The following is a 16,282-nucleotide window of genomic DNA, read 5'->3' on the forward strand; positions in this document are numbered from 1 at the left end:
ATCGTTGATGAGCGAACGCATCCGTCTGCGCCGGTCCGCCGCCGCCCTGCTGGTGGCCCTGGTCACCACCGGGTCGGCGCTGCTGCTGACCGCCTGCGACCCGGAGGGGGACACCGGGACCGCCGCGCCGAGCAAGGCCGCCGACAGCCCGGCCGCCGACAAGCCGAGCAGCCCGGCCGGGGAGTCCTCGCCCGCCAAGGGCGGCGGCACGCTGAACAGGACCGCGGGCACCAAGCTGACCGTCAGCACCGGCACCAGCACCGTCCTGATGGACGGCAAGTCCGTCGACTTCGGCACCGTCGTCCGCGACCTCGCCTGGTCGCCCGACGGCAAGCACGCCGCGTTCATCGACGGCAGCGGCAACCTGCAGACCTCCGACCCCGACGGCAGCCACAAGACGGTCATCGCCAAGGCGCCGTCCGGCACCACCTGGTCCCACCCGACCTGGCAGGTCTACGGTCCGGACGAGCCGCACGGCGCGGGCACCTACCTGCTGTTCACCGCCGACGACAAGAAGGCGCTGAAGCTGCTGTCGGTCGAGGCGAAGGCCAACGCCAAGCCCGAACCGCTGCACGTCGGCGACTCCGAGTCCCAGAAGCCGCTCCCGGACACCGGCAACCAGTGGCCGAACTCGGCCGGCCCGGCGGGCATGACGGTGTACGCCAACAAGAACGACGGACAGGTCTACTTCCACGACGTGATCGGCCGGACCAACGGCGGCGTCATCACCAAGGGCTCGCAGCCGGCGATCTCCGACGACGGCGAGGTGGTGTTCGTCCGCTCGGTCAGCGGCCACGCCCACATCTTCGCCAAGGCGTCCGAGCAGGGCAGCAAGGAGACCGACCTGACGCCGGACGCCTCGGTCGACTACACCGAGCCGGTCATCTCGCACGACGGCAAGACCGTCGCGTTCCGCGGCCCGGACGGCATCTACACCGTCCCCGCCAAGGGCGGAAAGCCCGACAAGATCACCGACACCGTCGGGCTGCCCGCCTACCGCTCCTGAGCCATCCGGGCCAACTCCTCCTGAAGGTTCGGGAGTTGCTGGTCCGCCAGGTCGTGCGGCAGCCACTCCATCGGCTCGATGAAGCGGAACAGCACCCGGCTGGGAGTGATCGCGAACTCGTAGTCGACGAAGCCCACCACGGCGCCCAGCTCGCCCCGGGCGGCCCCGCGCACCACGTGCGCGGTCAGGTCGTCCGGGGCGCCCTCCTGATCGGCCGTCAGGTGCCGGCGGGCGTTCGGGCGGCCCAGGTAGGGGCAGACCATCGTCGCGTACAGCATGCAGGCCCGGTGGCCGGGCGCCTCCATGGTGGGCGCCATGTTCCGGTACGGCCGGCCGGCCGCCAGCGCCTCGCCGATCGCGGCCGCCTCCTCCCCGCCGACCACCCGCCACACCGGCCCGCGCGGCATCAGCGTGTTGCACACCGAGCACAGCCGCTCCCGGGCGCAGGTGGCGGACCGCTCGTAGTCGGTCAGGCCGAACTGCGGGTGCCCGTCCTCCCACGGGGTGATCGCGGGCACCGGGTAGCCGCGCTCGTCACGCGGGCGGACGGCCACGGCGGGCGGCTTGGGCACGGAGTCGAAACGCATGCCCCATGCCTATCACGCCCGGGAGCTCACCCGCGCGGCACCGCATATTCGGTCAACTCGGCACAACGAGGGACGAGTTGGCTCCACTCCCCGGGCACCTCCAGCACCGCGATCCCGGCGGTGGCGAACTTCTCCCGCAACCGCTCCAACGGCTCGCTCTCCCGCCCCCCGGCCAGCGCCAGCACCAGCTCCTGCACCTCCGGCCGGTGCCCGACCAGCATCACGGTGTGCACCACCGGCGGCAACTCCCGCAGCAGGTCGAACAGTTCGTCCGCCCCGGCACGGTACGCCCGGGGCTCCAGGACGAGCTCGGGCGCCCCGCCGAGCTCCTGCTCCGCCAACTCCCAGGTCTGCCGGGTGCGCACCGCCGTCGAGCAGAGCACCCGGTCCGGCACCAGCCCGTGCGCGGCCAGCCAGCGGCCCGCCGCCACCGCATCGGCCCGGCCGCGCTCGGCCAGCGGGCGCAGCTCGTCCGGAACGTCCGGCCAGTCCGCCTTGGCGTGCCGCAGCACGATCAACCGCCGCTGTTGGGTCATTGCTCCAGTGTGGCCCGCCCGGCCAATAGTGTGTTGCGGGACGCGCCGCCGAACCGCGGCTGCCAGGATGGGCATCCCGACCTCTGGAGGCCGCCATGGCTGTCACCGTCCACCTCGCCCAGCAGGACGACGCCGACGCACTGCTCGGCCGCAGCCCGCTGGCCGCGCTCACCGGCATGCTGCTGGACCAGCAGGTGCCGATGGAGAAGGCGTTCAGCGGCCCGCTGGTCATCGCGCAGCGCATGGGCGCGGACGACCTGGACGCGCACGCCATCGCCGCCGCCGACCCGGAGGCCTTCGCCGCCCTGTTCGCCGAGAAGCCCGCCGTGCACCGCTTCCCCGGCTCGATGGCCAAGCGCGTCCAGCAGCTGTGCGCCTACCTGGTCGAGCACTACGACGGCGACGCCGAGGCGGTCTGGCGCGACGCCCCCACCGGCAAGGACCTGCTGGCCCGGCTGAAGGCGCTGCCCGGCTTCGGCGTGCAGAAGGCGCAGATCTTCCTGGCGCTGCTCGGCAAGCAGTACGGCGTCCGCCCGGCCGGCTGGCGGGAGGCCGCGGGCGCGTACGGCGAGGAGGGCTGCCACCGCTCGGTCGCCGACATCACCGGCCCCGAGTCGCTGCTGAAGGTCCGCGCCACCAAGCAGGAGGCCAAGCGCGCGGCGAAGGCCAAGGGCTGACATCGCCGGAAAAATCGGACGACACCCGTCCGCCGTCCCGCTAGCGTCGGAGGCATGCGTGCCCTGACCGAGCCCGAGATCCGCGCGTCCTTCGTCAACTGCTCGAAGGGCGAGGCCAAGCGGCTTCCCGTCCCGCGCGAACTCGCCGAACAGCGGTGGGACGACCTGGACTTCCTCGGCTGGCGGGACCTCGGCGCCCCGGACCGGGCGTACCTGGTCGCCGAGCTCGACGGCGCCCTGGTGGGGGTGACGCTCCGCTCGCCGAACGTCCGGCGCAGCCTGACCCGCACCAACGTCTGCTCGGTGTGCATCACCGCCCACCAGGGCAGCGGCGTCTCGCTGCTCACCGCCCCGCGGGCCGGCGTCCGCGGCCGCGAGGGCAATTCGGTCGGCACCTACCTCTGCGCCGACCTGGCCTGCTCGCTGTACGTGCGCGGCATCCGCCGCCCGGCCACGGTCAGCCGCCCGAACGAGTCGCTCCCGCTGGAGGACCAGATCGCCCGGACGGTCGCCAACCTGGAGTCCTTCCTCCGCCAGATCCTGGCCTGACGCTCCGTCACGGTGCGGACCGGTAGTCCACGGTGAGCAGCGCCCGGCCCAGCGCGTGCGCGGTCAGCTGGAAGCCGACCTGCGCGGCGGGGGTGTCGCGGTCGACGCCGAGGTGCTCCACGTCGAGCGCGTGCACCACGAACACGTAGCGGTGCGCCGGCCCGGGCGGCGGGGCCGCGCCGTCGTACCGGTGGCCGGGGAAGTCGGTGCGGACGTGGAACGCCCCGCCGGGCAGCCCGCCGTCGTCCGACCCAGCGCCGCGCGGCAGTTCGGTGGTGGTGGCCGGCAGGTCGACGGCCAGCCAGTGCCACCAGCCGGCCGCGGTCGGCGCGTCCGGGTCGTAGCAGGTGACCGCGAACGAGCGGGTCCCGGCCGGGAAGCCCGACCAGGACAGCTGCGGCGACTGGTTCCCCGCCGCGTGCACGTGCGCGTCCGGCATGGTCCCGCCGTCCACCAGGTCGTCGCTGCGCAGCTGGAACCTCGCCACCGGCGGCAGGAAGTCGTACGGGAGCGGAATGCGTCCGGTCATCGGTGTCCTCTCACAGGCGGTTCGGGTACGCCGGGCAGTCTACGGAGCGTCAGCCGCGGCCCAGCGCCTCGACGGCCGCGCCGAGCACCGTGTCGGTGCGGCCGAGGTCGAAGACCAGGTCGAAGTGGTTGCGGCCGCCGATCAGCAGTTCCCGCACGGCCACCCCGGCGTCCCGGGCGGCGTGCGCGAAGTCGGCCTGCTGGCGGGCGAACTCGCCGGTCTCGTACTCGCCCAGCGCGAGCACCAGCGGCGGCAGCCCCGCCAGGTCGGCGAACAGCGGGCTGAGCCGGCGGGCCCGTTCCGCGTCCAGGCCGAGCGGCTGGTTGACGTAGCTCAGCGCCACCGGTTCCAGGTCGTACACGCCGCTGAGCAGTGCCGCGCCGGCGATCCGCCCCTTCAGTCGCGCGTCCAGCAGCGCGGTGGCCGCCAGGTGCGCGCCCGCCGAGCTGCCGCTCAGCACGATCCGCTGCGGGTCGACGCCCAGCTCGGCGGCGTGCTCGACCAGCCACACCACCGCCTCGGTGGCCTGTCGGGCGATCTGCTCCACCGTCCACGCGGGCGCCAGCCCGTAGCCGACGGCGGCGTAAGCGGTGCCCCGGGCGACGAAGTCCAGCGCGGGGAAGACCGAGTCCTCCTTGCCCAGCTCCTGCCAGAAGCCGCCGTGCACGAACACGTGCAGCGGCGCGCCGGGCCCGGCCGGGAAGAAGTCGATCAGCTCCGGCCCGTCCGCCCCGTACCGCAGCTCCCGCTGCCCGGGCAGCTCGCGGTAGGCCCGACCGCTCTCCCGGGCGTACGCGGCGAGCTCCGCGTCGAAATCCTCCACCCGGCTGCTCGGCGAGTACTCCCGATCGAGTTCCCGCTGGTCGAAGCCCCGGTAGACCGCCATCGCGCCGCTCCCCTCACCCAACCAGGTATAGACCAATACGGGAAGGCGCGGTTAGCGTGGTCACTCCCCGTACTTCCTTCTCCGGAGTTGCCCCGTGGAGACGTCCGTCCTCGCCTTCGCCACCGACCTGCTCGACGAAGGGGCCGACACCTTCTTCGGCAACCTTACCGACCGGGCGGGCGTCGGCGGCGTCACGCTCGCCTCCGTCTACCACGAGGCCCGCGACGTCTTCCCGCACAATCCGCACCGCGTGCTGCGCTACCTCGAACCCGGCGCCGCCTACTTCCGCCCCGACCCCGCCCGCTGGGCCGGCCGGCGCCTCGCCCCGCTCCCCTCGACCGCCATCGGCACCCGCGACCCGTTCGCCGAGGCCGCCGAGGAGACCCGCCGCCGCGGCCTCAAGCTCCATGCCTGGACGGTGTTCTGCCACAACGACCGGCTCGGCTTCGTCCACCCGGACTGCGCTCCCGCGAACGCCTTCGGCGACCGCCACCTCACCGAACTCTGCCCCGCCAACCCCGAGGTCCGCGAGTACTGCCACACCCTGGTGGAAGAACTCGCCCGCTACGGCGTCGACGCGATCCGCGCCGAGTCCCTGCACTTCCACGGCCTGGCCCACGGCTACCACCACGAGCGCTACTTCGAACAGCTCGGCCCCGTCACCGAGGCGCTGCTGTCCCTCTGTTTCTGCCCGCACTGCCTGGCCGCCGCCACCGCCGCGGGCGTCCCCGCCGAGCACGTCCGCGACACCGTCCGCACCGAACTGCGCGCCCGCCTCGCCGACGAGACCCGCGCCCTCACCCCCGCCCCCCTCGACCGGCTCGCCGGCGGCGCGCTCGCCGCCTACGTCGACGCCGCCGCCCGTACCGTCACCACCCTGACCGCCGAACTCGCCGCCACCGCCGCCGCCCACGGCATGCGCCTCACCTTCATGGACGGCGGCGGCCCGGGCACCGGCTGGCTCTCCGGCATCGACCTCCCCGCCCTCGCCGGCGCCGCCCACCGGATCGAGACCCTCGGCTACGCGAAGACTCCCGAGGAGGTCCGCGAGAAGGTCGCCGCCTTCGCCCTCCACGGCGTCCGCCCCCAGAACCTGGCCGTCATCCTCCGCCCCATGTCCTCCGACTGCGACGGCCCCGCCAACCTCACCGCCAAGATCAGCACCCTCCGCGAACTCGGCGTCCCCGAGGTCGAGTTCTACAACTACGGCCTGATGCGCCTCACCTCCCTGGACCGGATCGGCGCCGCGCTGCGCTGAGGCGCTCAGCGGCTCGGGGAACTGCGCGGAGCGGGAAGGCGACGGTCGGGAGGAGCGCGGCGCTGGACGGTGACGTGCAGGTGCTCGCGCCCCACCGACAGGACTCAGCGCCGCCGCTTCGCCGTCCCGAACAGGCTCCGGCTGATCTCCCGCCCCAACTGCGTCCCCGCCGACCGCGCGAACGACTTCAACGCCGCACTGTTCAGCAACGACCCCAGCATCCCCTCGTCCTCGTCCTTGTCCTTGTCCTTGTCCTTCTCCCTCCGCTCCGGCTCCGCTTCCGGTTCCGGCACGTGCGCGGGCACCGGCTCGGGCTCCGGCCGGGCGGCCGTGAGCTTCTCGTAGGCCGACTGCCGGTCGATCGCCTCCCGGTACTTCGGGTTCAGCCCCGAGGCCGCCACCGCCGCCGCCAGCTCCCCCTCCGGCAGCGGCCCCATCAACGACCGCGGCGCCCGCAGCCGGGTCGCCGCGACCGGCGTCGGCGCCCCCTTCTCCGAGAGCACCGTCACCACCGCCTCCCCGGTGCCCAGCCCGGTGAGCACGGCCGCCAGGTCGTACGCGGAGCGGGGGAACGTCGACACCGTCGCCCTGAGCGCCTTCGCGTCGTCCGGCGTGTACGCCCGCAGCGCGTGCTGGACCCGGTTGCCGAGCTGCGCCAGCACGTCCGCCGGGACGTCCTTCGGGGTCTGGGTGACGAAGAAGATGCCGACGCCCTTGGAGCGGATCAGCCGGACGGTCTGGGTGATCGCCTCCTGGAACGCCTTCGACGCGCCCTTGAACAGCAGGTGCGCCTCGTCGAAGAAGAACACCAGCTTCGGCCGGTCCAGGTCGCCGACCTCCGGCAGGTGCTGGTACAGGTCGGCGAGCAGCCACATCAGGAAGGTGGAGAACAGCCGCGGCCGGTCCTGCACCGCCGGGAGTTCGAGCACCGACACCACGCCGCGCCCGTCGTCGGCGGTGCGCAGCAGGTCGGAGGTGTCGAACTCGGGCTCGCCGAAGAACGCCGCGGCGCCCTGGTTCTCCAGCACGGTCAGCGAGCGCAGGATCACCCCGGCGGTGGCGGCGGACAGCCCGCCGATGCCCTTCAGCTCCTCCTTGCCCTCCGGCGAGGTGAGGAAGGAGATGACGGCGCTCAGGTCCTTCAGGTCGTACAGCTCCAGGCCGTGCCGGTCCGCGTAGGAGAACACCAGCGAGAGCGAGGCCTCCTGGGTCTCGTTCAGTTCCAGCACCTTCGCCAGCAGCAGCGGCCCGAAGCTGGTGACGGTGGCCCGGACGGGGGTGCCGGCGCCCTGGCCGCCGAGCGAGAGGAACTCGGCCGGGCAGCCGGCCGCGGTCCAGTCCTGCCCGACCTCCGCGGCGCGGGCGGTGAGCTTCTCGCCGCCCGCGCCGGGCGCGGCGATTCCGGACACGTCGCCCTTGATGTCGGCGAGGAAGACCGGCACCCCGGCGGCGGAGAGCTGTTCGGCGATCAGCTGGAGGGTCTTGGTCTTCCCGGTGCCGGTCGCGCCGGCGACCAGGCCGTGCCGGTTCAGCACGCCCAACGGGACGCGCACCTGTGCGGCGGGGAAGGCGGCGCCGTCGTGGAGGACCGCGCCGAGTTCGAGGGCCGGTCCGGTGAAGGCGTAGCCGGCGGCGATCCGGGCGACCGGTTCGGGCAGGGCGGCGGGTTCGGTGTCAGCGGTCATGTCTCGGATCTCCCCGACTGAACGGTGAAATGACAACATTTCCTATGAAATAGCCCGCATTGCCCCGCGTCCGTTCAACGCACCGTTGGTCCCGCTTGCTGCGCCCGCCATGCCCCAAACGGTAGGCTTTCCGTGTGATCTTCAAGCGCATCGGTAACGGGCGGCCGTACCCGGATCACGGCCGGACCAGCACCCGCCAGTGGGCGGACGTCGCGCCGCGTCCGGTGCGGCTCGACCAGTTGGTGACCACCAAGGGCCAGTTGGACCTGGAGACCCTCCTCGCGGAGGACTCCACCTTCTACGGGGACCTCTTCGCCCACGTGGTGAAGTGGCGCGGGGACCTGTACCTGGAGGACGGGCTGCACCGTGCCGTGCGGGCCGCCCTGCAGCAGCGGCAGGTCCTGCACGCCCGCGTGCTGGAGATGGACTGACGGACCGTCATCCGCCGTCGGCTGCAACCGATGGTCGGTGCCGGTACGTCCTTTCGAGTGCCGTCGTCCCCCGGATGATGATCATCCAGTACCTGCGCCGCTGTTGTCGGATTAGTCTGCTGACTACCGCGGTGCACGCGGCCCTCTTCCACGGCCGCGCTGCGGTCACCGGCACCCCACCCTGGCACCTATGGGGAGACAGATCATGAGCATGTTGACTCCCCGGGGGTTGAAGGGGAAGCAGTACCGGATCACCGGCAACAGCTACCCCCGCCTCGGGCGTCCGTCCCGCCGCGGCCGCAAGGTCGCCGTCGCCGTCGGCGGCGTCCTCGCCCTCGGCCTGGTCTCGGTCGGCGGGGTCCAGCTCTACGGGGTGTTCACCGGCAAGGACAACCACGCCGCCGCGCAGGCCTGCGCCACCCCGTCCGGGAAGCCGCTGGCCGCCCCGGACGGCTCCGCGTCCCCCTCGGCCGGCGGCTCCCCCGCCGCGGGCGGGGCCGCCCCGGCCGCGCGCAACACCGCCGTGCCGCAGCCGGGCGCCGTGACCGTGAACGTCCTCAACGCCACCGGCAAGAGCGGTCTGGCCGCCCACACCGCCGACGAGCTGCGCAAGCGCGGCTTCCAGGTGGGCACGGTCGGCAACGCGCCGTCCGCGCTGGACAAGAAGGTCCCCGGCACCGCCCAGGTGCTGAGCGGTCCGGGCGGGCTGGGCGCGGCCACCCTGCTGGTCTCCCAGGTGGCGTCCGCCACCAGCACGGAGGACGCCCGCACCGACGCGTCCGTGGACTTCGTCATCGGCGACGCCTTCACCGCGCTGGCCGACCCGACCCAGGCCGCCGCCACGCTCGCCGAGCTCACCAAGCCGTCGCCCAGCCCGGAGCCCGGCCACTGCTGAGCGGGCCGGGACAACAGAGATCCGGCCGGAAACGGAGGCCCCGTTTCCGGCCGGATCTCTACGTTTGGAACCGTGCGGAGGACGCTCAGCCGGCCGTGCCGTACAGGCGGTCGCCCGCGTCGCCGAGGCCCGGGACGATGTAGCCGTGCTCGTTGAGGCGCTCGTCCACGGCGGCGGTCACCACGGTGACGGGCTGGCCGGCGAGCTCGCGCTCCATCACGGCGACGCCCTCGGGCGAGGCGAGCAGCACCACGGCGGTGACGTCGGTGGCACCGCGCTCGATCAGCATCCGGATCGCCGCGACCAGGGTGCCGCCGGTGGCGAGCATCGGGTCGAGGACGTAGACCTGCCGGCCGGAGAGGTCGTCCGGCATCCGGGTCGCGTAGGTGGAGGCCTCCAGGGTCTCCTCGTTGCGGACCATGCCGAGGAAGCCGACCTCGGCGGTGGGCAGCAGCCGGGTCATGCCGTCGAGCATGCCGAGGCCGGCCCGCAGGATCGGGACCACCAGCGGGCGCGGGTAGGAGAGCCGGGTGCCCTGGGTGACGGCGACCGGGGTGGTGATCTCGACCGTTTCGGTGCGGACGTCCCTGGTCGCCTCGTACGCGAGCAGGGTCACCAGTTCGTCGGTGAGCCGCCGGAAGGTCGGCGAGTCCGTGCGCTCGTCGCGCAGGGTGGACAGCTTGTGGGCGACCAGCGGGTGGTCGACGACGTGGAGACGCATGACAACGACGATAACGGCCATCGGCACATGTGTACGACTTGCACGGTTCGCACCGACCTGCCGTGACCAGGCCGGAGTCCTGTGGAATCAGCGATTCCCGGCCGCTCCTGTGGTATCGGAGGGTGACATCTGGGAAAGTCGGAACCTATGAAGAGCAACCCGACGCGGGCATCGACCGCCGGCGCGGGCGGGTCCGGCTCGACAGACGAGGCCCGTCCTGAGTCAGCGGCCGTCGAGGAGACGGCCGCCCAGACCGACGAGGAGACGGACGCGGAACGGCGCAAGCGCCGGGCCGTGTTCCTCCGTGAGCTGGCCGAGGCCCGCGAACTGCGCGCCCGGGTGCAGCCCAGACGCACCAAGGAGCGCCGCATGCGCGAGGCGTTGCGGATGCGAACCTTCCGGATCTGAGCCGCCCGGGGCCGCGCCCCGCACCGGAGTTGCGCCCCGTGAGCCCCCGTCCGCCCCCCGCCCGGGGGCGTTCGAGGGGCAAGATCCACGCCCGGACCGGCCGGAAGCCGGCCATTCCGACACGACCTGCGAAGACGCGCTGCCGAACACCCCCCGCAGCGGCGGCCTTTCTGTCACGATGCGGTGGGACGGTCCGAACAGCGGGCCGCCTTCTGGCGCGGGGGCGGCCGGACCGCACCCGCCCGAGATCGCCGACAGCCGAGACCAATCTTGGGAGTGTCCCTGGTGGCGTACTTCGCTGCAGTGCTTGCTCGCACCGGTGCCGGGTGGGATGTGAGCGAGACCGAACTCGACGACGTAGAGACCCTGGCCGACCTGACCGACCTGGCCCGCGAAACGGCCGAGGACGACGACACCGTGCTGGTCTTCATCGAGCAGGAGGACGCCTGGTTCGCCGTCCTGCGCATCGACGGTGAGGACGACCCGCGGATCTTCGTCTCGGACGCGGCCGCCGCGGCGCGCAGTTCGTACGGCTCGGTGCTCACCGACGAGCTGATCGAACAGGACGGGGAGGCCGACTTCGACGACCTCGACGGCCTGGTGGCCGAACTCGACGAGGACGCCGACGCGAGCGCCGAGGCCGACGACGCGGACGAGGACGACGACGAGCCGGTCGGCGGGCGGGGCGCGACCCCGGTCGGGCCGATCGGGGACTCCGAGCTGCTGAGCGAGTTCGGCATGGGCGCGAGCGCCCTGCTCGAACTGGCCGGCGAGGGCGCGGCCCCCGGCGACGCACTCGGCGAGATCGCCGAGGCGCTCGGCTGCGGCGAGGTCCTGGAGGCCGTTCGGTAGCGGCGGGCCCGGTGCCCGACACTGGGAACCATGCAGCCCGTCCCCTCCCTCTCCAGCACCCTGGGCGAACGGCCGCGGATCGCCCCGCTGCCCGCCCCCGAGCGCCCCGACCCGGTCCGCGACCGGTGGCGGGACCGGATGCGCCTCGCCATCGACGAGGCGGCTCTGGCCACCGCGACCGGTGACGTCCCGGTCGGGGCGCTCGTCCTCGGGCCGGACGGCGCGGTGCTGGGGCGCGGCCACAACGTGCGCGAGGCGGTCGGCGACCCGACCGGCCACGCCGAGGTGGTGGCGATCCGTCAGGCGGCGAGCGCCGTCGGCGAGTGGCGGCTCGGCGGCTGCACGCTGGTCGTGACGCTGGAGCCGTGCACCATGTGCGCCGGCGCGATCGTGCTGTCCCGGCTGGACCGGGTGGTCTACGGCGCCCTCGACCCGAAGGCCGGCGCGGCCGGTTCGCTCTTCGACGTGCTGCGCGACAACCGCCTCAACCACCGCCCCGAGGTGATCCCGGGCGTGCTCGCCGAGGAGTGCACCGCACAGCTGCGGGCCTTCTTCGACACCCAGCGCTGAGCGCTCCGCGGACACGGATTTCGTCCGCTCCCGCCGATCCGGTAGAGTTCCCCTCGGTAGCGTGTCCGAGCGGCCAAAGGAGCACGCCTCGAAAGCGTGTGTGGGGGCAACTCCACCGTGGGTTCGAATCCCACCGCTACCGCCATTGAGCAGTAAAAACGAAGGGCCCCGACCGGTGACGGTCGGGGCCCTTCGTCATGGTGGTCTCAAATGTGGTCTCAGTTGGCCTGCTGGGGGCCCTTCTCCGGGCCGCTCGGGTCGGTGCCCGACTCACCATCGGCCGGGTCCCTGACGGCTTCCCAGATGAGTCCGCCGATCTGCTTGGCCACGTCCCGCCGGACCCGCTTCGTCACGTGCTGGTACCGGTGGGCCATGGCTGTGCTCGACCACCCCATGATGTCCATGACGATCCGCTCGGGCACACCGAGGATGAGCAGGATCGTGCCGGCGGTGTGGCGGGCGTCGTGGAGACGGCCGTCCCGGAGCCCAGCGGCCTGAAGCAGGCGCTTCCACTCGTCCCAGTCAGTGCGCGGGATGAGCGGCTGGCCGGTCTCGGTGGCGAAAACCCACCCGCCGTCCCGCCAGAGCTGCCGAGCCTGAAGTCGTTCCCGCTGCTGCTCCTCCTGGTGGAGCCGCAGCAGCTTGATCAGCTGATCGGGCAGGCCGATCAGGCGCTTACCCGCCTTCGACTTGGTGCGGGCGGCCTGCTGGTTCGTGCGAATCCGCTCCGGGCAGCGGCCGGCGTGCTTCTTCCCGCAGGACTCCCCCTCGCAGCCGTGACGGTACTTCGGCCGCTGCATGCTCTGGCGGACCCAGAGGGTGCCCTCGTCCAGGTCGATGTCCGTCCACTGGAGTCCGAGCGCTTCACCCTGCCGGAGCCCGAGCGCGAGGGCGACCGCCCACCGGCCGCTGTTTCGGCGCTTGCCCGCCTCCAGCAGGAGCCGTTGCACCTCCTCGACCTCGTAGGGCGTCACTTCCTCCTCTTCCACCTTGGGTGCCGTGGCCAAAGAGGCGACGTTGCGGGTGATGTGCCCGCGCCTCACCGCCTGGTTGAGCGCGGCCCGAATGGTGCGGTGGGCTTGGTGGGCGGTGGCGGGCTTGCTGCCGTTGTCCTGCATCTTCTTGTAGAAGCGCTCCAGGTGTTCCGGCTCCAGCTTCTCCAGCCGGTGAGCACCCAGTCCGGGGATCAGGTGGACGTTGACCGCCACCCGGTAGCCGGACAGGGTGTTCGGCCGGACCGACAGGGCCGCGATGTTCTCGACCCAGTGGGTGAGCCAGGATGCGACGGTCCACTTCTTGCCGGCCTTCGGGACGTTGCCCTCGTCGCGCTTCTTCTCCAACTCCCGGACCTTCTTGGTGACCTCGGCTCGGGTCTTCCCGCGGATGTGACGCCGGTCGGGGGTGCCGTCGTCCTTCACGCCGACGGTCACGCGGCCGTGCCACTTGCCGTCCTTGTCCTGATAGATGCTCGAAGCGCCGTTGGGCTGACGGGTTGCCAAGGGTGAAGCCTCCTCAGGCTGCGATCGAGGTGAAGCCGGACTCCTGCATCCGGCGGCGGACGTACTCGGTCAAGGCCTCGGCCGGCACGCGGCGGAGGCGACCGATGGGGATGCTCGGGACCTCGCCAGTCCGGATCAGGGCGAACATGGTGGTGCGGCCGACACCGAGGCGGCGAGCCGCCTCTTCAACGGTGAGGGCTACCAAGGTGAGGTCGTGGTTCTGCGTGGTCGGGGCCGGCGGCGGATCGGTGGTCAACGTGGTCCTCCCTGCGCGTGGGCTCAGGCGCGCCGGAGTGCTGACACAACCGCCAGAACCGACACAACCTGTGCTGATCGGTTCTGAGCCGGTGGTGCGGTTGATGGGCTCGCGGTGGATGTGTCCTAGGTGGGGATTTCTGCGTCACCGCGTCATCTGCGTCATTCAGGTGCTCTGACCTGCGGTTTTGAGTGACGCAGACGGCGGGCTCTGCGTCACCGCTGCGTCATCGGGTGCGTCATCGGGTGACGCAGGTGACGCACGATGACGCAGCGGCCGTCGTCTGCGTCACCCCTTTCCGTGCAGGTCGGGGGCCGTTTTCCGGCTCGGGTGACGCAGGTGACGCAGGATTCTCTACTTAGGAAAAATTGAGGCGGTTCCTGCTTGGTACTTGGGTGCACCTCAGAGCGAGAAGGAGGAGCCGCTTCGCGGCGCGTTCTGGGGCGGCGCAGCCGCCAACAGCAAGAGGAGCACCCGGCGCTGAGCGTGCCCGTGCTCTTCTTGCTGTTCGGGCGGTGACGGGTCAAGGCAGTTGGAGCTGTTCGGGCGGGGGCGGCGGCGCGGGGCGGGTCATCTCCAGGTAGCGGCCCGCCTTGGTGCGGCCGGTGTCGATGAGCACCCCGCGTGCGGCGAGGGTGGGTTGGAGGCGCTTGAGGCGGTCGGAGAGGACCTTTCCGGTCGTCGGCCACCCCTTCGGCAGGGAGCGCAGTTCCTCGCCCGCGTAGAGGCGGCTCAGGCACGCCAGCCACTCCGTGGACGTCATCTGCTGCGCCTGACCGGGCGTCATGCTCTCGGCGTGCTGCAGAACGGTCTGTGCCAACAGGTCGCCTTCGATGACGTCGTCGTTGAGGTCGTCGAGGCTGGCGCGGTAGGCGGCGAGCGCGCCGAGGTGTTCGGCGGCGTCGAGCTGCGCGCAGAGGTGGGCGAAGTCCGCCATGCGCGTTTCGGTGGGGGTCTCTGCCTGGGTGGCGCGGACCTTGACGGTGAGGTCGAGCAGGGAGCCGAGGATGACGGGCAGCACGGGTTCGTACTCCGCCCACAGCTCGGCCTCGGTGCGGCGGACGGCTGGCCGCTCCAGTCGCAGGGGCAGCAGCCGCTCGGCGAGGTCGGGGCGGATGACGCCGACGTCGATGCCGGTCAGCAGCAGCGGCCGGCGGTAGCCGACGCGGAAGACGTCCCCGTCGGTGAACAGGGCCCGCTTCACGTTCTCCGCGCCGGTGACGATGCAGCACATGGCGTCCGACATGTCCGGGGTCATGTGGGAGAGGTTGTCGAGGGCGGTGACCCATCCGGCCGCGACGGCGGCGATCAGGTTCTCCTCGTCCTTCGGCGCCCGGCGCAGGTCGCCGGTCATGCCCTCGACGACCCGCAGCAGCATCCGGCCGGCCGTCGACTTGCCCGCGCCCTGAGGCCCGGTCAGGAACGGCGCAGGGACAGGCACGGACGGGCCGAGGCAGCCGACCAGCCAGGCCATGGCCAGCACCTCGGACCCGGCGCCCGCGAAGTTGCACAGGCGGAACAGGTGGTCGAAGCCCTTGCCGTCGGTGTCCTTCGCGGGGATGGGGAGTTCGCCGGTGAGCTGGGTGCGCCGCCAGCACACCTCCTGCGGGTCCGGGACGCGGACGTCCCAGCCGGTGGGGTGGATGCGCACGGAGAGGCCGTCGGCGCGGCCGAGGTCGAGCCACGTCGCGCCGTCGAAGCCGGGGGCGACGCGGATGTGGACGCGCTGCACCTCCTCGGACAGAGCGAGTGCCTCGATCAGGTCGAGGGCTTCCTTCATGGCGGTGCCGTTGAACACGCCCTTGCCGTCCCGGTACAGCCCGACCAGGAGTTCCTGGCGGTGGCTGCCGGTGGTGCCCTGGGAGCGGATCGGCCGGGCGACGGGGTGGCCGAGCTTCTGCGCGTACACGGCCCCGTCGGCGGTGCGGAAGTACCGGAAGTGTGCCTGCGCGTAGTCGGCGATGACCTCGCGTGCCGGGGTCTTCTCGTCCTCGGACACGGTCACAACCCCAACCGGTCGAGGGCGTTGGCCCACGCGTCGGCGCAGTGCCGGGGGGACTCGCCCTTCGTGCCGGCGGCGGCGAACAGCCGCTGGACGTGCGCGTCGGTCAGGCACCCGCACCGGCCGTGCGTCGAGAGCACCGCCAGGAACGCGGCGAACACGGTCGCGTGGACCGCGCTCGAAGCCGCGGTGATGCGCTGTTCGGCCATGGCGATGCCGCGCTCCAGGAACACCGGGCTCCGGTGCGGGCACCGCCCGCCCCCGGCCGGCACCGCCACGGAGACGCGCACCGGCCGAACCGGCGAGGGATCCCTGACGACCAGGGCCCGGACCGCGTCCGGCAGGGCGGCGAGCGGGCCGGTGCCGGGGCCGAGCCAACGGGCGTAGGACATGAGCGACTTGACGTCCACGCCGGGCCGGACGCCGTTGGCCGAGGCCATGGCACCCCGGTAGATCCAGTGCTCGCCCCGGGTGGTGGCCACGGTCCGGGTGGCCGGCAGCGCCGTGCGGGCCCAGGCGATGGCGTCCGCGTTGTCGAGGTCCACCACCGTCAGACCCGCGCCGCCGGGGTGGTAGGCCACGGCGGCGGCCTGCCGCCAGGCTCGGCCCCAGGCGGGCGAGTGGAGGACGTCGGGGTTGGCGGTGGCGGCGGCCCAGCCGTGGCACGGGGCGGGGCAGGTGCAGGGGCCGGGGGTCTTCATGTTCGGCCGGCCGCCGCACGCGTTGCCGGTGCAGTCGGGGCAGTTGCCGAACGGCACCTTCCCCGCGCGCAGCGGCAGCACGGGCACGCCGGCGGACGCGAGGGCCAGAGCCACGGACAGGTGCTCTCCCCGAACCAGGGTCTGTTGGGTCATGCTGGGTGTCTCCAGTTCTGTTGAGGTTCTGGATCAGCGGCAGCCCCCTCCGGCCAGGAATCGGGGCTGCCGCTGTCGTTC

General features: G+C 72.3%; 19 protein-coding genes and 1 tRNA gene. 10 read left to right on the top strand and 10 right to left on the bottom strand.

Annotated features, from left to right (window positions below; all coding sequences use genetic code 11):
* Positions 1-7 precede the first annotated feature (7 nt).
* Positions 8-1,006: a hypothetical protein gene (locus tag ACFV1L_RS13965; protein ID WP_380365631.1), complete on the top strand. Its 999-nt coding sequence runs from the start codon at positions 8-10 to the stop codon at positions 1,004-1,006.
* Here ACFV1L_RS13965 and ACFV1L_RS13970 read toward each other — a convergent pair.
* Both ACFV1L_RS13970 and ACFV1L_RS13975 read right to left on the bottom strand, forming a co-directional pair.
* The gene (locus ACFV1L_RS13970; protein ID WP_380365633.1) at positions 994-1,593 is read right to left on the bottom strand and encodes a hypothetical protein; all 600 of its coding nucleotides are present in this window, start codon (positions 1,591-1,593) and stop codon (positions 994-996) included. The two genes, ACFV1L_RS13965 and ACFV1L_RS13970, sit on opposite strands and share 13 nt — an antisense overlap.
* Positions 1,594-1,619: 26 nt before the next feature.
* Positions 1,620-2,129, bottom strand: a complete 510-nt coding sequence (locus ACFV1L_RS13975) for a SixA phosphatase family protein (protein WP_380365634.1) — start codon at positions 2,127-2,129, stop codon at positions 1,620-1,622.
* A 95-nt stretch (positions 2,130-2,224) separates the two neighbouring features.
* Between ACFV1L_RS13975 and ACFV1L_RS13980 the strand changes: the two genes are divergently transcribed.
* Entirely contained in the window at positions 2,225-2,806 is a 582-nt protein-coding gene (locus ACFV1L_RS13980; RefSeq protein ID WP_380365636.1) for an HhH-GPD-type base excision DNA repair protein, read from the top strand.
* Between the two features lie 54 nt (positions 2,807-2,860).
* The gene (locus ACFV1L_RS13985) at positions 2,861-3,355 is read left to right on the top strand and encodes an FBP domain-containing protein (protein ID WP_380365638.1); all 495 of its coding nucleotides are present in this window, start codon (positions 2,861-2,863) and stop codon (positions 3,353-3,355) included.
* Positions 3,356-3,362: 7 nt separating this feature from the next.
* On the opposite strand, the gene ACFV1L_RS13990 is transcribed toward ACFV1L_RS13985, so the two are convergent.
* A complete protein-coding gene (locus ACFV1L_RS13990; RefSeq protein ID WP_380365640.1) occupies positions 3,363-3,884 on the bottom strand; it encodes a YbhB/YbcL family Raf kinase inhibitor-like protein in 522 nt (173 codons plus the stop codon).
* A 49-nt stretch (positions 3,885-3,933) separates the two neighbouring features.
* Complete coding sequence (locus tag ACFV1L_RS13995; RefSeq protein ID WP_380365642.1) at positions 3,934-4,770, bottom strand: alpha/beta hydrolase; 837 nt, start codon at positions 4,768-4,770, stop codon at positions 3,934-3,936.
* A 94-nt stretch (positions 4,771-4,864) separates the two neighbouring features.
* Here ACFV1L_RS13995 and ACFV1L_RS14000 point away from each other — a divergent pair, with 94 nt between their 5' ends.
* The gene (locus tag ACFV1L_RS14000; protein WP_380365643.1) at positions 4,865-6,028 is read left to right on the top strand and encodes a hypothetical protein; all 1,164 of its coding nucleotides are present in this window, start codon (positions 4,865-4,867) and stop codon (positions 6,026-6,028) included.
* 104 nt (positions 6,029-6,132) lie between these two features.
* On the opposite strand, the gene ACFV1L_RS14005 is transcribed toward ACFV1L_RS14000, so the two are convergent.
* Positions 6,133-7,713, bottom strand: a complete 1,581-nt coding sequence (locus tag ACFV1L_RS14005) for a helicase HerA-like domain-containing protein (protein WP_380365645.1) — start codon at positions 7,711-7,713, stop codon at positions 6,133-6,135.
* 134 nt (positions 7,714-7,847) lie between these two features.
* Between ACFV1L_RS14005 and ACFV1L_RS14010 the strand changes: the two genes are divergently transcribed.
* Positions 7,848-8,144: a type II toxin-antitoxin system VapB family antitoxin gene (locus ACFV1L_RS14010; RefSeq protein WP_014136828.1), complete on the top strand. Its 297-nt coding sequence runs from the start codon at positions 7,848-7,850 to the stop codon at positions 8,142-8,144.
* Between the two features lie 205 nt (positions 8,145-8,349).
* Positions 8,350-9,039, top strand: a complete 690-nt coding sequence (locus tag ACFV1L_RS14015) for a LytR C-terminal domain-containing protein (protein WP_380365647.1) — start codon at positions 8,350-8,352, stop codon at positions 9,037-9,039.
* Positions 9,040-9,124: 85 nt separating this feature from the next.
* On the opposite strand, the gene upp is transcribed toward ACFV1L_RS14015, so the two are convergent.
* Positions 9,125-9,760 (bottom strand): uracil phosphoribosyltransferase, encoded by a 636-nt coding sequence (gene upp, locus ACFV1L_RS14020; RefSeq protein ID WP_380365649.1) that lies wholly within the window; start codon positions 9,758-9,760, stop codon positions 9,125-9,127.
* Between the two features lie 147 nt (positions 9,761-9,907).
* On the opposite strand from upp, the gene ACFV1L_RS14025 reads away from it, so the two are divergent.
* The 4 genes from ACFV1L_RS14025 to ACFV1L_RS14040 all read left to right on the top strand — a co-directional run bounded on the left by ACFV1L_RS14025 (position 9,908) and on the right by ACFV1L_RS14040 (position 11,735).
* A complete protein-coding gene (locus ACFV1L_RS14025; protein ID WP_380365650.1) occupies positions 9,908-10,168 on the top strand; it encodes a hypothetical protein in 261 nt (86 codons plus the stop codon).
* 285 nt (positions 10,169-10,453) lie between these two features.
* Positions 10,454-11,020 (top strand): hypothetical protein, encoded by a 567-nt coding sequence (locus ACFV1L_RS14030; protein WP_380365652.1) that lies wholly within the window; start codon positions 10,454-10,456, stop codon positions 11,018-11,020.
* A gap of 30 nt (positions 11,021-11,050) precedes the next feature.
* Positions 11,051-11,590, top strand: a complete 540-nt coding sequence (gene tadA / locus ACFV1L_RS14035) for a tRNA adenosine(34) deaminase TadA (protein ID WP_380365653.1) — start codon at positions 11,051-11,053, stop codon at positions 11,588-11,590.
* 55 nt (positions 11,591-11,645) lie between these two features.
* A tRNA-Ser gene (locus tag ACFV1L_RS14040) sits at positions 11,646-11,735 on the top strand.
* Positions 11,736-11,808: 73 nt separating this feature from the next.
* On the opposite strand, the gene ACFV1L_RS14045 is transcribed toward ACFV1L_RS14040, so the two are convergent.
* The 4 genes from ACFV1L_RS14045 to ACFV1L_RS14060 form a co-directional block, all read right to left on the bottom strand.
* Complete coding sequence (locus ACFV1L_RS14045) at positions 11,809-13,089, bottom strand: tyrosine-type recombinase/integrase (protein WP_380365654.1); 1,281 nt, start codon at positions 13,087-13,089, stop codon at positions 11,809-11,811.
* 13 nt (positions 13,090-13,102) lie between these two features.
* Positions 13,103-13,345, bottom strand: coding sequence for a helix-turn-helix domain-containing protein (locus ACFV1L_RS14050; protein ID WP_380365656.1), 243 nt, complete (start codon positions 13,343-13,345; stop codon positions 13,103-13,105).
* A 523-nt stretch (positions 13,346-13,868) separates the two neighbouring features.
* Positions 13,869-15,344 (bottom strand): ATP-binding protein, encoded by a 1,476-nt coding sequence (locus tag ACFV1L_RS14055; RefSeq protein WP_380365658.1) that lies wholly within the window; start codon positions 15,342-15,344, stop codon positions 13,869-13,871.
* A 2-nt stretch (positions 15,345-15,346) separates the two neighbouring features.
* On the bottom strand, positions 15,347-16,201 hold the full coding sequence (locus tag ACFV1L_RS14060; RefSeq protein ID WP_380365660.1) for a bifunctional DNA primase/polymerase: 855 nt from the start codon (positions 16,199-16,201) through the stop codon (positions 15,347-15,349).
* Positions 16,202-16,282 lie beyond the last annotated feature (81 nt).

The sequence above is a fragment of the Kitasatospora sp. NPDC059646 genome (genome assembly GCF_042734615.1).
In the GTDB taxonomy this organism is placed as follows: Bacteria; Actinomycetota; Actinomycetes; order Streptomycetales; family Streptomycetaceae; genus Kitasatospora.